The following is an 18,217-nucleotide window of genomic DNA, read 5'->3' on the forward strand; positions in this document are numbered from 1 at the left end:
TTCATATGTTTCTAAGTATTAAAAATTAATCAGACAGGTTGAAAGCCTGTCTGATGAAAAGTCAGAGTGCAAGACGGTCTTTATTTTCATTCATCCCGCTCATCCATATTTTAATACTGAAATCAAGCAAAAACATATCATCGGGATTCGTTAAAGAAAGATTTGTCAGTGATTCAATTTTTCGAAGCCTGTACAATAAAGATTGGCGGTGTAGATTTAACACACGGGCAGCTTGGCTTACATTTCCGGAATTTTCGTTGTAAGCAATGAACGTGTTAATTAAATCCATTTCTCTTTTTTGATCATATTTGATTAATGGGGACAATGTGGAAGTGGCAATTTCACGCACTTCCTCGTTTTTGGATAAATGTAAAATAAGGCGGCTGATTCTTGTGTTGTCAAAGTGGTAGCGCTTTCCAACTCCTTTTTGTTTTCTTCCCACTTCCAAGGCGGAAAGCGCCTTCTGATAACTTCTGTAAAATGCCATTTTTCCATCTTGATGTTTTCCAATGCCCCACGAGATCACAAGCCCCGGCAACAATTTATTTAGTCTTCTCTCCACATGATCCAGAAATTGATTAATCGTCCCGTTGGAGGTGGATGGAGATGCGAATTCAGTTGTCTCCAGAAATATAACAAGTTTATCTACTTCTTGGGCATACATGACTTCCCGATGAACCGATTGCCCGGCATCAGCCAATTCACTCTCAATATACGTCATCATACTTTCAAACCATGAATGCTTCGTTTCATGGCTCGTCCCGCCATCTTTATAAAAAAGAGTATCTAAATTTTCCGGATAACCGATAATACACTCATATTTTAAATCGATATGAAAACCAAGACTCTTAGCCTTCTCTCGCAACGTTTCCTCCTCGGGCTCTTCTTCCGTTGTTAATGAGATGACAAATTCATTCTGTAAGAGACTTTTATTTTCGACAATGGCGGACTCACTCGTCAGCCACAATGCAGAAACCATTACCGCCTGTTCGATAATATTGACTTCCCTTAGTTTTATTTTATACGTTGATGAAGCAACGATAAAAAAATCCCCTTGCTCTTGATCGCTAGATTGAATTTTCATATGAAACAACTGAACTTCTTTTCCCTTTTCTCTACGCAATTTTGAAAAAATCGGGTGATGCGATTCTTCAGTTGCAAGATTCCGTTCCATACTTCTCCATAGACGGCGAACATGGTGAATATTGGCCGAACCTGCTATCACATGCCCTTTACGATTCATGACAATCACCGGCAGGCCTAATTCCTTCTCAACGACGGTGATGATTTCCGCAAAGGGCTTCTTTGTTAAAAACAGTTCGATCAATTGTTGCTGAAATTCCTTCAATCTGATCAATTCATCGTGTTGAATACTGTTAATGGCGCTTGTTACTTCATGTATGATGTCCGCGAACCGGATTTCCCACGGCAAATCCACTATGACAAAATCTTTCTTCTCTGCAAACCGGATAATTTCTTCCGGTATTTTATTAATATAGTGGCCGGTAGCAATGGCCAAAGCGGATGCGCCTGACTCATACACGTCTTTGCAAAATTCAAAGAAAGATTGCATATTCATATAACAGCCGATGCCCGTCGTTAAAACGAGTTCATTTTCTCTCACGAAATTTTCCACGGGACTTTCAATGACAGATACCCATTCAACTAGTTTCTTACTGACGACACCTTCACCAGTAATCACCTTGGCAGTCTCAAAAATTGGAAATTTCAATACATCTTCCAGTGACAGATTCAATGTTCACCCTCCCCCTTGATGCGATGTAACCCAATGTGCGTTATTTTCGTAGATAGTCTTGAATCACTGTTGAAATAACAGAGAGGTCTACATTATTTCCAGTTATAATCACTCCTGTTTTCATGCCTGTTATATCTATTTTTCTATTTAGCAGCACGGCAACTCCGGTAGCGGCAGCCCCCTCTACAATCATCCGGTGCTCATCCGCCATGAAGCCCATTGCTTCGGCTATTTCTTCTTCAGATACGAGCACAAAATCATCGACGAACTGTTTGACAATCTCAAATGTGTACGTATTGTCCAATCCAATTCCTCCAAGCAAACTATCCGCAAGAGTAGGCTGTTCCTTTAAGATAACAGGCTTTCCGGCCATGATGCTCTCAAACATAACAGGAGAACGCTCCATTGAGACACCAATCGTTTTAATTTTCGGATTATATAATTTTAAAGCGGTTGCAACTCCGGCAAACAAGCCTCCCCCTGATATCGGTATGACAACAACATCAATGTCTGGCTCTTCTTCTGCCATTTCAAGGCCAATCGTTCCTTGTCCGGCGATTATAGCGGAATCATCAAAAGGTTTAATCACCGTCAAACCATATTTTTCCTCTAACTCATAACAATATGTTTCCGCATCATCTTGCCCTTCCCCGACAATTTCAACATGAGCCCCCATCCGGCGAATGGCATCCACTTTTGCTTTTGGAACACGATTGGATATGCAAACGGTTGCAGAAATCCCCCTTTTTTTAGCGACATAGGCGACAGCCAATCCATGGTTTCCTGTCGAAAACGTCGCAACTCCGCGCTTTTGTTCTTCATTTGACAATTGTAATATTTTATTGGCGGCACCCCTTACTTTAAAAGCACCAATTTCATGGAAGTTTTCAAGCTTCAAATAAACAGAGGAGCCGTATTGTTCCGATAGTTGAATGGATTGGAAAAATGGTGTGGGTTTTACTACTTGATAGACGCGTTTCTTTGCTTCTAAGATCAGTTGGAGTGTCATCTGTTTTCTCATTGAAGTTTGATCCAATCTGATTCCCTCCCTACAAATACAGAATGTTGTCTGGAATATTACTAATACTATCACAAGAAGTTTAATATATATAAGCTCATTTTAAACGGGAATATGTGGAGGTCATTGAATTCAATCAGGCGGTAGCTCCTTTCATACCCCTTTGATTCATATCCTGCCGATCGGAGGTTTGCGTCTCACTCCCAACCTCTCCGGATAAAAGAGGGTGCTCACACCCCCATTCTGCTGATTGAAAAGCCGGACAGATCGAAGCCTGTCTTCTTCCCCGCAGCCATTTCGCTTAATATTTCTCCTATAACACTCGCAAATTTGAATCCGTGTCCCGAAAATCCGCATGCCACTAAAATATGTTCACTCCCGGGAAGGCTGTCAATGATAAAGTCCGTATCAAGCGTGTTTGTATATGTACATGTTTTTCCTTGCTTATGGGGCATCTTTTGAGAGAGCATGCGTTGGGCAAACTCACTTACATCTTGTTCATCTTCAGGAAAAGCGCCAAATGCAGCCAATGCCTCATCCGGCAGAATCGGCCGGCCTCCATCATGGCGTCCTATTTTTACTCCGGAGCCGTGAACGCTCGGAAAACCATAGTATACCCCATCCGCCAAATCGAACGTAAAGCCCGGAAATTGTCCTGTCCGATACAGATGTTCATCCGAATGAAACCAAGAAAATGTTTTTCTGACAAGTTGCAGCGGTAATTGAAGATCCAAGTGTCTCAACACCGCATTCGTCCCTTTTCCAGCAGAAACAATCAGTTTTTCAGAACGGAATGTTTCTGTATTTGTGCGAACGGTAACATGAGAGTTTGTCGTTTCGATTGACTGAATGCGGGTATTCTTACGAATCTCTGCCCCTCTTTGAATAGCCAGATCACGGTAGGCTCGTACACATTTTTCACTCATCAATACGCCGGATTCATTTTCGAAGCATCCTATTAATCCATCAGGAATTTGAAATCCGGTCCATCTTTGGTTGACTTCCCGTGCCGATAGGACTTCCAGTGGAAGTGAATATTTCTTCGCGCTGTCGATGACATTTTGGACGAATAGCGAATCCGGCAAACCAACGTTCAACACGCCCGTTTTAAGGAAAAGCGTTTCGCCTGATTCTTTTTCCAATTGTCCCCATAGCTCCTGCGCGCGAAGTGCCATGGGAACATAACTCTCGCCTTCTCCATACGCATGGCGGATCAGCCTCGTTTCACCGTGATGCGCCCCTTCTGTATGAGGAGGATCATTGGCATCAACCAATAATACTTTTACTCCCTTGTTTGCGAGCTGAAATCCCGCAGCCATTCCCATTGAACCCGCACCTATAATAATAACCTCGTAGTCCATCAATCATTTCTCCTTTCTAACCGATTATATCTGTTTATACATTATTTTCGGGATTCTCATAACGTTTTCTAGTCTTATTACTTTCAAATGTGAAATGGTAGACGCCAAGTTTTTCCCCAGTTTCAAAAACTTCCAATCGCCCCGTCATTTTTGAGCATGGTAAGCCATTCCATACATTGATAGATTGATACCGCAAGTGACTCCATGTTTTTAAAAAGACTTGCACTGCTACATGGTCATATTCCATCTTGTAGTGATGAAAAATCTGCACATTTCTTGTTCGAGTGAATGGGATGGGAAAATCAATATTGTTGGAAGCGATTGCTGAAAAACATGAATTTCGTGCTGGCGGGAGATGTCCATGACTTTAAGTCAGCTCTCGGCGAATATTTAAAGCTTTCTTGGCTTCTTAAAATGACGAACGGTTTCTTTCAACGAGCAGAATCTTTTGTAAGGGCAAGCCCCATATTTTTGGGCCGTTTTCACGTATAAAGACCATTTGGAAGTTGCCATCCATACGTAGGAAGCCGACTTTCGCTCCATAAATTGATTCTTTTAACGGCTTTTTTGCGTGCCTGCTGAATTGTACAATAGCCAGACACCGCTCACAATAAAGATGGGAAAAAGTTTCAACCGTTTTCTATTCAGACACTTTGCTTTTGATACTGATGGCTGATCCAGATGGTTGGCTTGTTACATCACCTGCCAAAGCCCGCATGATCGACGAACTTCCCGATGGCTCGCCATTAGGCTGAACATTGATTGTAACGAACAGAGATGGTCTACGATGAAAATTGGCTTTAGAATACCATTCCACAAAAATCAAATAGTTCCCCCATTCATCTACACGCATTTATTTCATTTTGCCAAACATTCCACTATTCGGCAAACAGTTGTTATTCAGCCGTCCTCATCAAGGTCACCCTGTTTCAAAGCCTGTCTGTAGTCATCACGGGTATCAATATCTTTTACAATTCCCGAATCATGTACAAAGAGTTCTCTTTTCACCTTGATCATGTTTAGGAGAGCTCTGCCTCCTTGATCACCATCCAGAACCTCCAAGACGGCGTCGCGGAGATGACCGAAAAACACGGGATGTCCTCCTGTCTTTTGATAAACGGGCCGCATGACGAAAGGTTCCGAACTACATTTCAGCAGCCTTGCACCTTCATGAAATACGAAGCTGGTTGTATATTGGGAGATAAAGGGCAGGTCACCCAAAAAGACCATCACGCCCGGACCGTCTGTACTTATATGCTGAACTCCGGCTCTCAGACTTGAGCCTTGACCACTCCCATATTGTTTATTTTCGACCCATTTGAAGCGGGAGTCCCGTATATGAATAGTCCTTTTTATTTTATCGGCTTCATGGCCAATGACGGTGATCACTTCTGAAAAAGGATGATACAGCACCTTGTGAATGACATGGGACAACAAGGGCCGATCACCCCAATCAAGCAATTGTTTTGGCCGTCCCATTCGTGAAGAAGTTCCAGCCGCTAAAATAATGGCGCTGATTGAATCTTTCATTTGCTCTCCTTTTGTTACAATCTATTGATCATTTTTGAGGTACGGTGAATGTGAGGGGAATCTTGTAAAAAACCACCGGAATGGCCATTTTTAACCGCGATGATTTCAGCTAAAATGCTGATGGCAATCTCTTCAGGTGTCTCGGAGCCAATATCGAGACCAACCGGACTGTGCATCCGTTTCAGTGTCTCTTTTGCAAAAACATGCCCTTCTTCTTGCAACACCCGCAACATCCGCTCCCGTCTCCTTTTGGGACCGAGCACACCAATATATGGAGAGGGTGAGGGCAAGACAAATTTCAACGTCTCTTGATCCCTTTCCAGATGATGGTTCATCACAATTATATAAGTGCGATCCGTTATCCTAACTTGATCGGACACTTTACCTGCATCCGCCACAATTCTCTTTGCACCCGGAAATCTTTCCTCGCTATTATAGTAAGGTCTTGGATCGACTACAGTTGTTTTCCAACCAACAGATAAAGCATACCGGGCGACTGGAATGGCATCATGTCCAGCCCCAAAAATCATGATTTCAGACCGGGGAACGTATACATCCAAAAAAATGGGAAGTTCCCGGCCATCCGATAAAGAAATGATTACCGTTTCCGATTTGGGATTTCTTTGCTTTAACTTTTTCTTTGCCAACTCTATGATTTGCGTCTGCGCCTCCCCAACACCAAGACATCCAGCTAAAACTCCTTCCGGCGAAATGAATAAACGCCTTGAGCCGCCTTTAGAGGAAAAAGGAGCGGACATATCCAAACTGGTCGCGAGCACACAAGGTTTTTCGTCATTGATAAAAGCCAGCCAACGATCAAAAGCAGATGAATGATTCAAAGCATGCCCCTTCCTTCCAGATTATTCAGACGATGAAACAAGCTCTATGTGGATTTTAACCGTTCCCGGACAGCCAAGCCCCAACCCCCATACAACCTCTTCATCCAGATGATAGGTTTTCAAAACGGGTTGGCCGGTAGAGATCACCTCTTTCGCGGCTTCGGCTACATCCGCTTCCAGACAGCCGCCTGAAATCATCCCCGTCCTATTCTCATACTCATCAATCAACATCTTGGCCCCTTCACGGCGATAAGCAGATCCATATACTTTTACAACAGTGGCAATTGCCGATTTGATCCCCATTTGTCGTAATTGTAAAACTTGTTCCATGACCCGTTCATTTTCCGTCATCCCTATCATCCTCTCCTATACTGTTTCCAAGACATTGAAAAGAGGAAGATCACTCGCTATCATTCATCCTGGTTCAAAGCCTTCCAGTGTCAAAAGCGAGAGTTTCATATTATTTTTAATCGACGAATGTCTCCTGCTTCTTGTCAACATCCGGGAGCCATACACGCGGCAAAGTCGAATGTGAATCACCAATACAAATCCCGCGTCCCCCGTCATATGTAACATGGGACATGGACTCCGGCATTCTTGTAATGGTCGGGTTGCCTTCTTGCAATATAAATACTTCATAATTCGCAAATAATGACTATTGTCAGACACTGAACGGCTGGCGCCAACGTTTTTTTAAGACCGCCAGTTTGAAGACTGTTGCGTATTGTGTTACCAGCCGGTTTCCAGCTGCGGGATTGTTTTCTGTCCCTATTCGGCTTTTTTGTCAACACTTTTGCCACAGCGGTCATTCCTTCATACTCACCATCGGGATCGGAATATTATATGATTTGGCGGCTTGGTTCATTATATAATGGAAGCCAACCAAACAGACGCCGTGATGGTCACCTCTCGGCTTCTTCTTGATTATGTTGACTTACCTCCCTCTGAAGTGGTGCAATTTTGTTCCTTTTTATTACATTAAGAGTGACTGAATCAACGCTTATGGGGGCAAATCTCTGACTTCGAGCATAGAACGGAACAGTATACCCATCCGAACCTGCTGTCAGATCAACCGATTGAAAAATACCTTCACTCGCTTCTTGATACCCGATCAGGACCCCTTTCTCTCCAATAAAGATTTGCCAGATGCCACAACGTCACATTAAGCCGTTATTCCATCGGAAAATCCGGGTTCGTATGTTAACCAGCAAAAAGGCGTCCAAAAAGCCGATATTTTTTCGACCTGGACACCTATTTTTATAAAAAAGCATTCCTTCCCCTTCAGCCAACCATTTAAGATTTATGGTTGAAAAATTGGAGGGCTGTCCGAAAAATAATACTTCAGCTTGAAAATCCCAAAAAAACTAACCCCAGAATACCGTAAAATCAACTTTCTTGGGTTGAGCGCTTTTACTCTAAATGGGACTTTTTAGACAGCCCTGTCATCTTTATTCACGCTTTTTTAGCAAGCATTTCCGTCAATTTTACATTTCTTCCGGCTCGTTCTTCTTCACTGGCCAGGTCATACTTTTTCAACAGATGAAACAGTTCATTTAATGTGTTCTGTGAAAGTTTCTCCTGCAAAAATTGTTCTGTCCGATCAGCCAATTCTTTCGGCAAGAATGGTTTTTGGTCATCAAGCTTTTTTACAACATCCTCAAGCGAGTGATCTATTGGACATGTTCCCATTACAATTCACCTGCCTTCGACTTGTACTCTTCTTTCATCATAAAGAATTCAAGCCAAAAAAGATAGACTTTCGCCAATACCCCCTTACCCTTCCATCGCGTCGATAACCTGATTATCCAATGGAACGACAGATTCTTTTGTCAAAAGGGAAACGCCGATAAATACGATAATCGATACGGCAAAAGCAAATGCTCCGACAATAACACCTGAAGGCAAGATAGCCAAGTCGTATTTATTTAACATTTCCAGGGAGAAGTTTAGAAACAACCCGACGACAATGCTGGAAATAGCCCCGTATTTGGTAGCCTTTTTCCAAATTAACCCCAAAATAATGGGAGGGAATACGGCTGACGCGAATGTTCCCCAACCGAAGATGCCGAGCAATGCAACGAGTGTATCCATATAAAAAGAGAATAAAAGAGATAGTGTCAAAAGGCCAAGCACAGTCAACCGATTCCATAAAAGCTCATTCTTCACTTGTTTGTTGAAGGCCCGCGGAATATCCCGGATTAAGCTCGCGGCTCCAAGGGTAACAAAAGCCGAACCTGTTGACATGATCGCCGCAAGCAGTCCGGACAGAACAAGCCCTGCCACAATGGGCGGTGTAAAGTGCGTTACAAATGCTGTAAGCGACTCATCCGGAGTGGAGATAGCCGGAAATTTTCCTTGTATATCAAGAGACCTTGCCGTCAGCCCGATTCCAACGACCAACAGCGTTGTGAAAGCGTATGCAAGACCTGCCGTGAAGGCGCCCCACTTTAATTCTTTTTGGCTTTTAATCATCAAAAATTTATGAATGAAATGCGGCTGTCCTGCCGCTCCCAGGCTGAATAAAAAGAACCAGCAAGCGACGGTCATAATCGGATACGTACCGAATGACGAAGTTAATTGGGGATCAACGCTTTGCAGACTTTCGGAAATGTGTTGCACGCCGCCTCCGGCATGGATAGCCATAAAAAATACAACCAATGAAACAGCGACCATAATGACACCTTGAAAAAGATCCGTATAAACACTCGCTATGATCCCTCCGCCCACGCAATAAAATGCGAGAATACCCAATCCAATGATGGCGCCCAACTTGGGAGAAAGCCCAAAAATACTGTGCATAATAATGCCCATCGCCTGGACTTGTGTTCCCAAATAACCGATCACGCCAAAAATGATCGCCAATCCGAGCCAGCCGCGGACTGCTTTACTTTCGTATCTTTTTTCCACAATATCCCCGAGCGTATAAACTTCACCCATGCTGCCGATTTTCCAAATCCGCTTTCCTGCCAAATACCATGTCAACCCAAAGCCCAAAGAAGCCGAAATGCCGATTCCCGCAATAAATCCCATCCCATTGCTAAAAGTCAATCCGGTTCCCCCAAGCATTCCAAATCCGCTTTGAATCGAAGAAAACGCCGCAATCGCCATGACAAACATGCCCAAATTCCTGCCGGCAATTAAAAAATCACCCGCCGTTTTCGTTCTTCTCGTTGCCCATAATCCGATCAAAATACAAATTAACAAATAGATAGCGACAACTGTAATGATCGTAGTGCCCACTGACATCCCCCCTTACATGTTGATATTCTTTTGGCCATCTTGGCGCAGCTGTTGTGTGACGGAATCCTTTTGAAAGGTCAACGTATATAACAGACAAACAAGCACAGCAAGCGGCCAAATACCGAAAATATACAAAGCCATTGCCGGCGACAGGCCCCATATAAAGCCTTTTCCACCTGTCGGCGAATCCATCGTGATCACATCATGGAATATATACAAAAACAAATAAATAGCTGTAACCGTTACGGGAATCCAGATTTTACGGGGATTCCTTCTAATATCTTTTATCAGCCCCAAAAAGATGGCCAGCCCGACCATGATCAAAAAGGGATAAAGAACGGCCCTCCATGAATTTGTTACCATTCCAATCACCATCACAACAGCAAGCCCAAACAGGGCGTAAATGGTTTGATCAATTCGCGACATTATTTTCCTCCCTTTTCAATTTTTTTACTTCAGCAGTTGGCGGAAATGTTTCTTTTGCTTTATTCATTCGTTTGGCGCTTTGCTTTTCAGAAGTACTCATGCGATGCCTGAGGTTTTTTTGGATAGCCTCCACATTCATCGTTACAAGTTTGCCACTTCCTTTGAGGGCTTTTCCTTCCACAAGTCGACATTTCGAGGATGCGAATAGCAATAACAAGGTTATGAAAAGATGGAATATTCAGACCCTTATTTCGGATAGAAATGATATCCGCCTTCTTTCCCGGCTCTAAACTGCCGATTTTATGAACTGATCCAATGGATCGCGCTCCTTCAATAGTGGCAAATTCTACTGTTGCACGTGATGTGAATCAAGCTTGGCAGGTACTTTTCCTTGTTTTAACAGTAGCTCATTTTTTAGCGCGCGATCCATATCCTCATTTGTGAAAAAAAAATCGCGATTATACTTGTGACAACATTCGCAAACATTATTGAATATTCCGTATTTTTTGCATCCAAGGGTTCACATGGAACCCTTGAAGGCTTTTACACGGGATAAACCGGATGTTTCCGTTCAGAAAAAATCGTATGCTTTGACGAGTACGCCTCGAACCGTTGAATGAGTTCCCCGCGCAGAGAATTTGCTGGCACGATGCCGTCAATAATCATTTCCGAAGCCAGCTTGTATATATCAATTCCCTCTTTATAATCTTCTCTTTTTTGCTGGATAAAGGCATTTCGCTCACTTTCATCAAGCTCCGCGATTTTCTTAGCATAGACGGCGTTGACCGCCGCTTCCGGCCCCATGACGGCAATTTGGGCGGTCGGCAACGCCAGACAGCAATCAGGCTCAAATGCTGGACCGCACATCGCATATAATCCGGCGCCATATGCCTTCCGGACGATAATCGAGATTTTCGGCACTGTTGCTTCTGACATGGCCGAGATCATTTTCGCCCCGTGGCGGATAATTCCTTCCCGCTCCACTTTTGTTCCGATCATGAAACCGGGTACATCGACAAGGAACAAGAGCGGAATATGGAAGGCGTCACAAAGAGTCATAAATCGGGCCGCTTTGTCTGCCGAGTCGTGAAATAATACCCCGCCTTTCACCCGGGGCTGGTTTGCGATAATGCCGATCGGTTTTCCATCCAGGCGGGCAAGCCCTGTTATGATTTCGCCCGCAAATAACTTTTTAATTTCAAAAAATGAGTCCGCATCAATGATTCCTTCAATAAAATCATACATATTGAATGGCGCATTTTGATTTTCCGGAATGAGCTCCTCCAATGTTTTCTCCAATTGCTTTGCAGGAGTCGCCTCCCGAACAGGCGGTTTTTCCGAAAAATTCGCCGGAAAATATGAGAGATAGCTTTTGACCAGCTCGATGGCTTCTTCTTCATTTTGGGCCAATACGTCCCCACATCCCGATACCGAACAATGCATGCGGGCCCCGCCCATTTCTTCCAACGTCACTTTCTCGCCAATGACCATTTCCGCCATCCGCGGCGAACCGAGATACATGGAAGCATTTTTATCTACCATGATGACGATATCGCAAAAAGCGGGTATATAGGCGCCGCCAGCAGCCGATGGGCCAAACAACACACATATTTGCGGGATTTTCCCGGACAGTTTTACCTGATTGTAAAAAATTCTTCCGGCCCCCCGCCGTCCCGGGAACATGTCGACTTGGTCCGTAATTCTCGCACCTGCCGAATCTACGAGGTAAATAAGCGGAACCCTCATTTTTTCGGCCGTTTCCTGGATACGGATTATTTTCTCCACCGTTCTAGCGCCCCAGGAGCCGGCCTTTACAGTGGAATCATTTGCCATGACGCATACCGTTTGGCCGTCCATTTTTCCAACACCTGTCACTACACCATCTGCCGGCAGTCCCTCGGCCTCACAATTGGCAAACATGGCGTCTTCTAAAAATGAATCCGGGTCAAGCAGCAATCTTAAACGATCGCGGACAAAAAGCTTTCCGCGTTTTTCATTTTGTTCATGATATTTGGCGGCACCACCTTGCCGAATGGACTCCGCTCTTTCATCAAATGTTTTTTTTGACATCATGTACGGCTCCTTTGCAAAGAATTTACTCCAGCTCAATCAGTACGTCACCTTCATTGACAAAGTCACCTTCATTTACTTTTACTTCCTTTACGGTTCCGCCTGCTTCTGCTTGGATGGGAATTTCCATTTTCATTGATTCCAATATGACTACATCTTCTCCAGCTTCGATGCTATCTCCTTCTTTACAAAGAATCTTCCAGACGCTTCCAGCCATGCTGGCTACCACTTTACTCATCGCTGATTCCTCCTTTTATACGTTTTCACTTCGCTGTTTCGCCCTGCAAATACTGTTCTATGAAATTGGTTGTTGTTTCTCCCTGTTGAAAAGCGGGATGATCTGCTATTTTCCTGAGCAGAGGGATGTTTGTTTTAATCCCTTCCACCTCATAGGCTGACAGAGCATTTTGAAGTCTATTGATTGCTTCATCCCGGTCTTTTCCTTTTACAATCAGCTTCGCAATCATCGGATCATAAAAAGGGGTTACTGTTGATTCATGATGAACGCCGACATCATTGCGAACACCGGGGCCATCAGGAAAAACCAATTTCGTGATGTTACCAGGAGACGGGAAAAATGTCATCGGATCTTCCGCATAAATTCTCGCTTCAATAGCATGCCCTCTCGGATTGATATCCGACTGAGACATCGTCAAAGAATAATCAGCAGCCATTTTCAGTTGCTCGGCAACTAAATCGAGACCGGTAATTTCTTCCGTGACCGGATGCTCAACCTGAAGGCGGGTATTCATTTCAAGAAAGTAAAAATTCTTGTTCCGATCTACCAAAAATTCAACCGTGCCCGCATTGGAATATCCAATGGCCCGGGCCGCCCTGACAGCCGCTTCCCCCATTTTCTTTCTTGTTTCATCGTCTAGAAAAGGTGAGGGCGCCTCCTCAAGCACCTTTTGGTGCCGCCGTTGAATAGAGCATTCGCGCTCCCATAAATGAATAACATTGCCAAACTTATCTGCGAGAATTTGAATTTCAATATGACGCGGATTTTCAATATATTTTTCGATATACATGGCGCTGTCTCCGAAAAAGCTTGCTGCGCGTTTCTGATTTCCGGCAAAAGCTTTTCGCAATTCATCAGCATTACGGACAATTTGCATCCCGATCCCGCCGCCGCCGGCAGAAGCTTTTAACATAACCGGAAAACCAATTTCCTCCGCCGCCTGAACGGCAACTTCTTCATCCGCAAGCGAATGGGCAATTCCGGGAACAACCGGAACACCTGCTGCCTGCATTGCTTTTCTCGATTCAATTTTGCTGCCCATGCGGGCAATCACGTCTGAAGAGGGACCAATGAAAACAAGCCCCTCCGCTTCACACTGCTCGGCAAATGAGCTATTTTCCGAAAGAAAGCCATACCCTGGGTGAATGACATCCGCTCCGGATTTCCTGGCAACGTCTAACACTTTATCTGCATGCAGATAACTTTCAACAACCCTGGGGCCTCCCAACAAATAGGCTTCATCCGCCATTTTGACGTGCGGTGCGTCCGCATCTGCTTCCGAATAGATAGCGACTGTTTGAATACCCAACATTTGGCATGTTCGGATAATTCGAACCGCAATTTCCCCCCGGTTTGCAATCAATACTTTTTGAAACATAAATGAACACCGCCTTTCTTTACTGATGCGTAAAAGTGGGTCTTCTTTTTTCAATAAAGGCTGATACTCCTTCTTTCACATCTTCCGTTTGAAATACCTTCCCGAAATATTTGGCTTCCACAGCCAACCCTCTTTCAAGAGACTCATTCCGTCCCTCTGTGATGGCTTTTTTCATCAGGGACAAAGCAGGCAGGGAGTATCGGGAAATTTTTTCAGCCAGCTCTTGAGCTTTTTTTAAGGCCTCTCCTTGAGGAACAACAATATTGACGAGCCCGATCCGGAGAGCTTCACGAGCGGAAACAGGTTCACCTGTAAACATCAGTTCTTTTGCTTTCCCTTCCCCGACGAGTCTCGGCAGTCTTTGTGTGCCCCCTGCTCCCGGAAATAGCCCAAGTGTGATTTCGGGAAGCCCGATTTGCGCGTGCTCTTCCGCAATACGCAAATCACAGGCAAGGGCCAGTTCGCAGCCTCCGCCCAAGGCCAATCCGTTAATGGCCGCAATCGTGGGCTTTGACAACTGGTCGAGCAAATCGAAAGGATGTTGAAGCCACTTCGATTTTTCTTCAGCCACCTCCTCTCCTTTGCCGATCCAATCCGGAAACTCTTTGATGTTGGCTCCGGCAACAAACGCTTTTTCACCGCTTCCAGTTATGATGACTGTCCTCACTTGGGGATCGTCTTCCATTTTCTGCAACAGACCAGTCAGTTCATTGACCACTTCCGCGCTTAACGAGTTTACCGGCGGATGGTCGATTTCCAAGGTGGCGACCCCTTCATTATTCCATACACGCACCACTTGATCTGCAGACACCATTTTCACCCCATCCCCACATTATTTTTTCTCAATACGGCCCATGGCTTGTTCCCTGTCCCATGCGTTCCCAATACCTTCTTCTTTTAGTTTAAACTTCTGTACCCGCTCCGTGGCGGTTTTGGGAAAAGAGTCAACATATTGGACATAACGCGGAACCATGAAGTATGCCATTCGCTCTTCGCACCATTTGATGAATTCTTCATACGGCAAATTTTCACCTTTTCTCAAAATGACATACACTTTGACATCTTCTTCCCCTACTTCAGAAGGCACCCCCACCGCCGCTGACTCCAGCACCTTCGGATGGGCGTTGATCACTTTTTCTACTTCCCATGATGAAATGTTTTCACCTCTTCGTCTGATGCATTGTTTTAAGCGGTCACAGAAGTACATATAGCCATCTTCATCTGCATACCCGAGGTCACCAGTTCGAAACCATCCCTCCAGCATGGACTCTTCCGTTTTATCAGGCATCTTATAATACCCTTCCATGAATGTGTGTTTCTTTAAAGAACGGATAAGAATCTCTCCGACTTCGCCGACTTGCAAACGCTTACCGTTTTCATCGGCAATTTTCGTTTCTACAAATGGAAATGGCTTCCCGATCGATGGGACTTTCCTTTTGTCAAGAGGATTGGAAACGCAAAATCCGGATGTTTCCGTCAGGCCGTATCCTTCCACAATTTTTATTTTAAACCGTTCTTCAAATTGTTTCCAGAATCTTTCTGGTGTTGCCGCACACGCAGTGATACGAGCAGGGTTGTCGTGATCATTTTCCTGTTCAGGTTGTTTGCACAAAATGGGAATCATCGAACCCAAGGAATTAAAAATGGTCGCTTGATGATAACAGACTTCCTCCCAAAAGCGGGAAGCGCTGAATCTTTTGCTGAGAGCGACCGTGGCATTGGAGTGAATGCCGCCCAAAACGGTATGGGCTTGAGCATTAATATGGAATAAAGGCAATGTTGTTAGGAGAGTATCATCAAAACGGACACCGACCATCCGCTCCGAAAAGGCTTGGGCGGCGTTTATATAGGCGGCATGGCTGAGCATAACCCCTTTTGGCGGCCCTGTCGTTCCCGATGTGTACAGAATACTGTTGATCGCAGCTCCTGAAAAATCTAAAGAAGGCCATTCACTTTCCGAATAAGTGAATATATCTTTAAGGCTACTATATCGGTTCGAATATGAAAAGGCTTGATCCTTCGTCTGGATCATAATCTTTACATCTTTTGGCAATGAAGATAGGCATGGACGTATTCGCGCCAAATACATTTCATCAACTATTATTGCTTTGCAGTCTGAGTGCGTTAAAATGTACTGCAAGCCTGCTCCTTTTAAATGAACATTGATTGGTACAAGAACGGCGCCTATACATGTGAGACCAAACCATACATCCACATATTCAGGGCTGTTGTCAAGCATGACACATACTTTGTCTTCCTTGCCAATTCCCAGCTCCGAAAATCCGCCTGCTGCCCGGGCGACGCGCTTATACAAATCTTCATACGTAATCCGCTGCTCTTCGAAGCGGAGATACACTTTTTCCGGTGTTTTTTCAATTCGCCGGACTAAAAATTGCGCCAAATTTTTCTCACCCATTCTTCTCCCCCTTCCATGACTTTTGATCGTGCTCCTTTTTATATGTTGCAAAAAGCATACCAACTTTCTATTCAGGTATGAGAAGGGGCTCTTTTGCTACATTGGTTCTTTTTTCTGTCGCATTCATGCGAATCTTTTGCAATTTCGCAACAAAAAAAGGAGCTGTTTTGCCCCTCACACATCGGATATTTTGTATTTTTCCAATTTCCTGTATAGACTGGCCCGGTGGATTCCCAATAAACTTGCCGCTTCCATTTTATTTCCTCCTGCTTTTTCCAATGCTCTTAAAATGGCCCTTTTTTCCGCTTCCTCCAAATGTTTCTTCAAGGAATAGATGCTTTCTGCTTGAGCCAATCCTCTTCCTTTTACCAAATATACAGGCAAATGATATGTACGAATGTGATCATCGTTGTCAATGACGTTCAGAGAGCGTTCAAGCACATTTTCAAGCTCGCGAATATTTCCCGGCCAATGGTATTTCATGAATATTTTTTTTACATCATCCTCCATGGATGTCACGTTCAGGCCCATTTCCTCATTCAACTTTATGATGAGGCGGCTTGCAATCGGAAGGATGTCCTCCTTTCTTTCCCGCAATGGGGGAATATCGAGCATAAAAACGTTCAGGCGATAATACAAATCATCGCGAAAGCTTCCTTTCCGCGTCATTTCCCATAAATCTCGATTTGTTGCCGCAATGATGCGAACATCGACTTTTTTAGATGTCGTTGCGCCAATTCGTTCTATTTCCTTCCTTTCCAGCACCCTAAGAAGCTTTGCTTGCATATCGAGCGGCAAATCTCCTATTTCATCCAAAAATAAAGTGCCATGATTCGCCAACTCAAACTTTCCCGGCTTTCCGTCTTTTTTCGCTCCGGTAAAAGCACCACTCTCATAGCCAAACAATTCGGCCTCCAATAGTTCTTTGGGAATCGCCGCGCAATTGACCGGAAGGAACGGGCCCCCATTTCGCGGACTTGCCAAATGGATGGCGTGGGCAAATAGTTCTTTTCCCGTGCCTGTTTCCCCTTTGATCAAAACGGTTGATCGGCTTCTCGCAACTTTCCGGGCATTGTTTTTCACTTCTCTGATTTTGTCGCTGTTCCCGACGATGCTTCGGAAAGAATATTTGGCCCCTCGAATGCGCTTCATTTCTTTTTCGTAAAATTCGATTTTGGACTCCATTTCCTGCACCCGATTCGCCAATGCTTTCAATTCGTCGACGTCATGAAACATGATCTTGCCAATAGCTCCTGTAATTGTTCCGTTATGAAAAATCGGTATCCGGGTCGCCAATACCGTTCTTTCACCAATTTGAATAAAATGCCCAATCTCCGCCTCTCCCGTTTGAATGACGATGTGCATTCTCGTATTTTCAACAACCTCGGTACAATGCTTTCCGATAACGGAATTCGGGTCATCAATTCCGAGCAGCTTGGCATAGGAGCGGCTTAAAAAGTTGACATTGCCTTTGTCATCAACACCCATAATGCACTCAGACAACCCCTCGAGAGCGCTTTCATATTTTTCAATTGTTTGCTGGAGCAATCCATCAGGCTGATCATCCATTGTCCATAACACGCCCATTTCGCCTTGCCCATCATCTATAGCCGATCGATGTAAATAGAATCGTTTCCCAGCGATTAGACGATCTACATGCCTATTATGTACCTTCGTCTCCGGAATGATGACATCCAACTTTTCGCCAATCAGTTCATTCTTTTGTTTCCTTAAAAAAATACCGGCCAAATGGTTACAGGCAGTGATCGTTCCGTTATGGTCCGTGATGATCATCGCTCTTTGAACATGTTGAAGCAGGCGGCCCAATTCCAAATGTATATCGAGACGAGTTTTCATGACAACATCTCCCTTTATTTGGTCACCTATATGTTACTGTTTATTGTAACATTAATTTGAATGGATGGATGGGTTAGTTGCAAAGCTT

At 44.3% G+C, this 18,217-nt stretch carries 16 protein-coding genes and 1 pseudogene; 1 reads left to right on the forward strand and 16 read right to left on the reverse strand.

Going from position 1 to position 18,217, the window contains the following annotated elements; genetic code table 11:
• Positions 1 to 61: 61 nt before the first annotated feature.
• From NST31_RS06230 to solA, 3 genes are all read right to left on the reverse strand, one after another.
• On the reverse strand, positions 62 to 1,756 hold the full coding sequence (locus NST31_RS06230; RefSeq protein WP_339164595.1) for a PucR family transcriptional regulator ligand-binding domain-containing protein: 1,695 nt from the start codon (positions 1,754 to 1,756) through the stop codon (positions 62 to 64).
• Positions 1,757 to 1,796: 40 nt separating this feature from the next.
• Positions 1,797 to 2,777 (reverse strand): hydroxyectoine utilization dehydratase EutB, encoded by a 981-nt coding sequence (eutB, locus tag NST31_RS06235; RefSeq protein ID WP_339165492.1) that lies wholly within the window; start codon positions 2,775 to 2,777, stop codon positions 1,797 to 1,799.
• A gap of 227 nt (positions 2,778 to 3,004) precedes the next feature.
• Positions 3,005 to 4,135, reverse strand: a complete 1,131-nt coding sequence (solA, locus tag NST31_RS06240; protein ID WP_077111932.1) for an N-methyl-L-tryptophan oxidase — start codon at positions 4,133 to 4,135, stop codon at positions 3,005 to 3,007.
• Between the two features lie 204 nt (positions 4,136 to 4,339).
• Here solA and NST31_RS06245 point away from each other — a divergent pair.
• A pseudogene (locus NST31_RS06245) lies at positions 4,340 to 4,585 on the forward strand (AAA family ATPase); the annotation flags it as partial.
• A gap of 450 nt (positions 4,586 to 5,035) precedes the next feature.
• Here the strand turns inward: NST31_RS06245 and NST31_RS06250 are convergent.
• From NST31_RS06250 to NST31_RS06310, 13 genes are all read right to left on the reverse strand, one after another.
• Positions 5,036 to 5,665 (reverse strand): nucleotidyltransferase family protein, encoded by a 630-nt coding sequence (locus NST31_RS06250; RefSeq protein WP_077111935.1) that lies wholly within the window; start codon positions 5,663 to 5,665, stop codon positions 5,036 to 5,038.
• Positions 5,666 to 5,679: 14 nt separating this feature from the next.
• A complete protein-coding gene (locus tag NST31_RS06255; RefSeq protein WP_236016991.1) occupies positions 5,680 to 6,504 on the reverse strand; it encodes an XdhC family protein in 825 nt (274 codons plus the stop codon).
• Between the two features lie 21 nt (positions 6,505 to 6,525).
• Complete coding sequence (locus NST31_RS06260; RefSeq protein ID WP_236016990.1) at positions 6,526 to 6,855, reverse strand: XdhC family protein; 330 nt, start codon at positions 6,853 to 6,855, stop codon at positions 6,526 to 6,528.
• A 115-nt stretch (positions 6,856 to 6,970) separates the two neighbouring features.
• Positions 6,971 to 7,129, reverse strand: a complete 159-nt coding sequence (locus tag NST31_RS06265) for a hypothetical protein (RefSeq protein WP_171973909.1) — start codon at positions 7,127 to 7,129, stop codon at positions 6,971 to 6,973.
• Positions 7,130 to 7,956: 827 nt separating this feature from the next.
• Positions 7,957 to 8,193 (reverse strand): hypothetical protein, encoded by a 237-nt coding sequence (locus NST31_RS06270; RefSeq protein WP_077111936.1) that lies wholly within the window; start codon positions 8,191 to 8,193, stop codon positions 7,957 to 7,959.
• 84 nt (positions 8,194 to 8,277) lie between these two features.
• Positions 8,278 to 9,744, reverse strand: a complete 1,467-nt coding sequence (locus tag NST31_RS06275; protein ID WP_171973910.1) for a sodium/proline symporter — start codon at positions 9,742 to 9,744, stop codon at positions 8,278 to 8,280.
• Between the two features lie 12 nt (positions 9,745 to 9,756).
• Positions 9,757 to 10,170, reverse strand: a complete 414-nt coding sequence (locus tag NST31_RS06280) for a hypothetical protein (protein WP_077111938.1) — start codon at positions 10,168 to 10,170, stop codon at positions 9,757 to 9,759.
• A gap of 543 nt (positions 10,171 to 10,713) precedes the next feature.
• Positions 10,714 to 12,243, reverse strand: a complete 1,530-nt coding sequence (locus tag NST31_RS06285; protein ID WP_077111940.1) for an acyl-CoA carboxylase subunit beta — start codon at positions 12,241 to 12,243, stop codon at positions 10,714 to 10,716.
• A gap of 22 nt (positions 12,244 to 12,265) precedes the next feature.
• Positions 12,266 to 12,478 (reverse strand): acetyl-CoA carboxylase biotin carboxyl carrier protein subunit, encoded by a 213-nt coding sequence (locus NST31_RS06290; protein ID WP_077111941.1) that lies wholly within the window; start codon positions 12,476 to 12,478, stop codon positions 12,266 to 12,268.
• 25 nt (positions 12,479 to 12,503) lie between these two features.
• Complete coding sequence (gene accC / locus NST31_RS06295; RefSeq protein ID WP_339164599.1) at positions 12,504 to 13,856, reverse strand: acetyl-CoA carboxylase biotin carboxylase subunit; 1,353 nt, start codon at positions 13,854 to 13,856, stop codon at positions 12,504 to 12,506.
• Between the two features lie 19 nt (positions 13,857 to 13,875).
• The gene (locus NST31_RS06300) at positions 13,876 to 14,670 is read right to left on the reverse strand and encodes an enoyl-CoA hydratase (protein WP_339164601.1); all 795 of its coding nucleotides are present in this window, start codon (positions 14,668 to 14,670) and stop codon (positions 13,876 to 13,878) included.
• A gap of 18 nt (positions 14,671 to 14,688) precedes the next feature.
• Positions 14,689 to 16,272 (reverse strand): ATP-dependent acyl-CoA ligase, encoded by a 1,584-nt coding sequence (locus tag NST31_RS06305; RefSeq protein ID WP_339164603.1) that lies wholly within the window; start codon positions 16,270 to 16,272, stop codon positions 14,689 to 14,691.
• Between the two features lie 174 nt (positions 16,273 to 16,446).
• Positions 16,447 to 18,129, reverse strand: coding sequence for a sigma 54-interacting transcriptional regulator (locus tag NST31_RS06310; protein ID WP_339164605.1), 1,683 nt, complete (start codon positions 18,127 to 18,129; stop codon positions 16,447 to 16,449).
• Positions 18,130 to 18,217 lie beyond the last annotated feature (88 nt).

It is taken from the genome of Siminovitchia sp. FSL W7-1587 (assembly GCF_037963795.1).
GTDB classification, from domain to species: domain Bacteria; phylum Bacillota; class Bacilli; order Bacillales; family Bacillaceae_C; genus Siminovitchia; species Siminovitchia thermophila.

Coding starts and splice junctions, on each gene's coding strand:
- eutB (WP_339165492.1), bottom strand. CDS start 2,777: ATGAGAAAACAGATGACACTCCAACTGATCTTAGAAGCAAAGAAACGC.
- solA (WP_077111932.1), bottom strand. CDS start 4,135: ATGGACTACGAGGTTATTATTATAGGTGCGGGTTCAATGGGAATGGCT.
- NST31_RS06250 (WP_077111935.1), bottom strand. CDS start 5,665: ATGAAAGATTCAATCAGCGCCATTATTTTAGCGGCTGGAACTTCTTCA.
- NST31_RS06260 (WP_236016990.1), bottom strand. CDS start 6,855: ATGACGGAAAATGAACGGGTCATGGAACAAGTTTTACAATTACGACAA.
- NST31_RS06270 (WP_077111936.1), bottom strand. CDS start 8,193: ATGGGAACATGTCCAATAGATCACTCGCTTGAGGATGTTGTAAAAAAG.
- NST31_RS06280 (WP_077111938.1), bottom strand. CDS start 10,170: ATGTCGCGAATTGATCAAACCATTTACGCCCTGTTTGGGCTTGCTGTT.
- NST31_RS06285 (WP_077111940.1), bottom strand. CDS start 12,243: ATGATGTCAAAAAAAACATTTGATGAAAGAGCGGAGTCCATTCGGCAA.
- NST31_RS06290 (WP_077111941.1), bottom strand. CDS start 12,478: ATGAGTAAAGTGGTAGCCAGCATGGCTGGAAGCGTCTGGAAGATTCTT.
- accC (WP_339164599.1), bottom strand. CDS start 13,856: ATGTTTCAAAAAGTATTGATTGCAAACCGGGGGGAAATTGCGGTTCGA.
- NST31_RS06300 (WP_339164601.1), bottom strand. CDS start 14,670: ATGGTGTCTGCAGATCAAGTGGTGCGTGTATGGAATAATGAAGGGGTC.
- NST31_RS06305 (WP_339164603.1), bottom strand. CDS start 16,272: ATGGGTGAGAAAAATTTGGCGCAATTTTTAGTCCGGCGAATTGAAAAA.
- NST31_RS06310 (WP_339164605.1), bottom strand. CDS start 18,129: ATGAAAACTCGTCTCGATATACATTTGGAATTGGGCCGCCTGCTTCAA.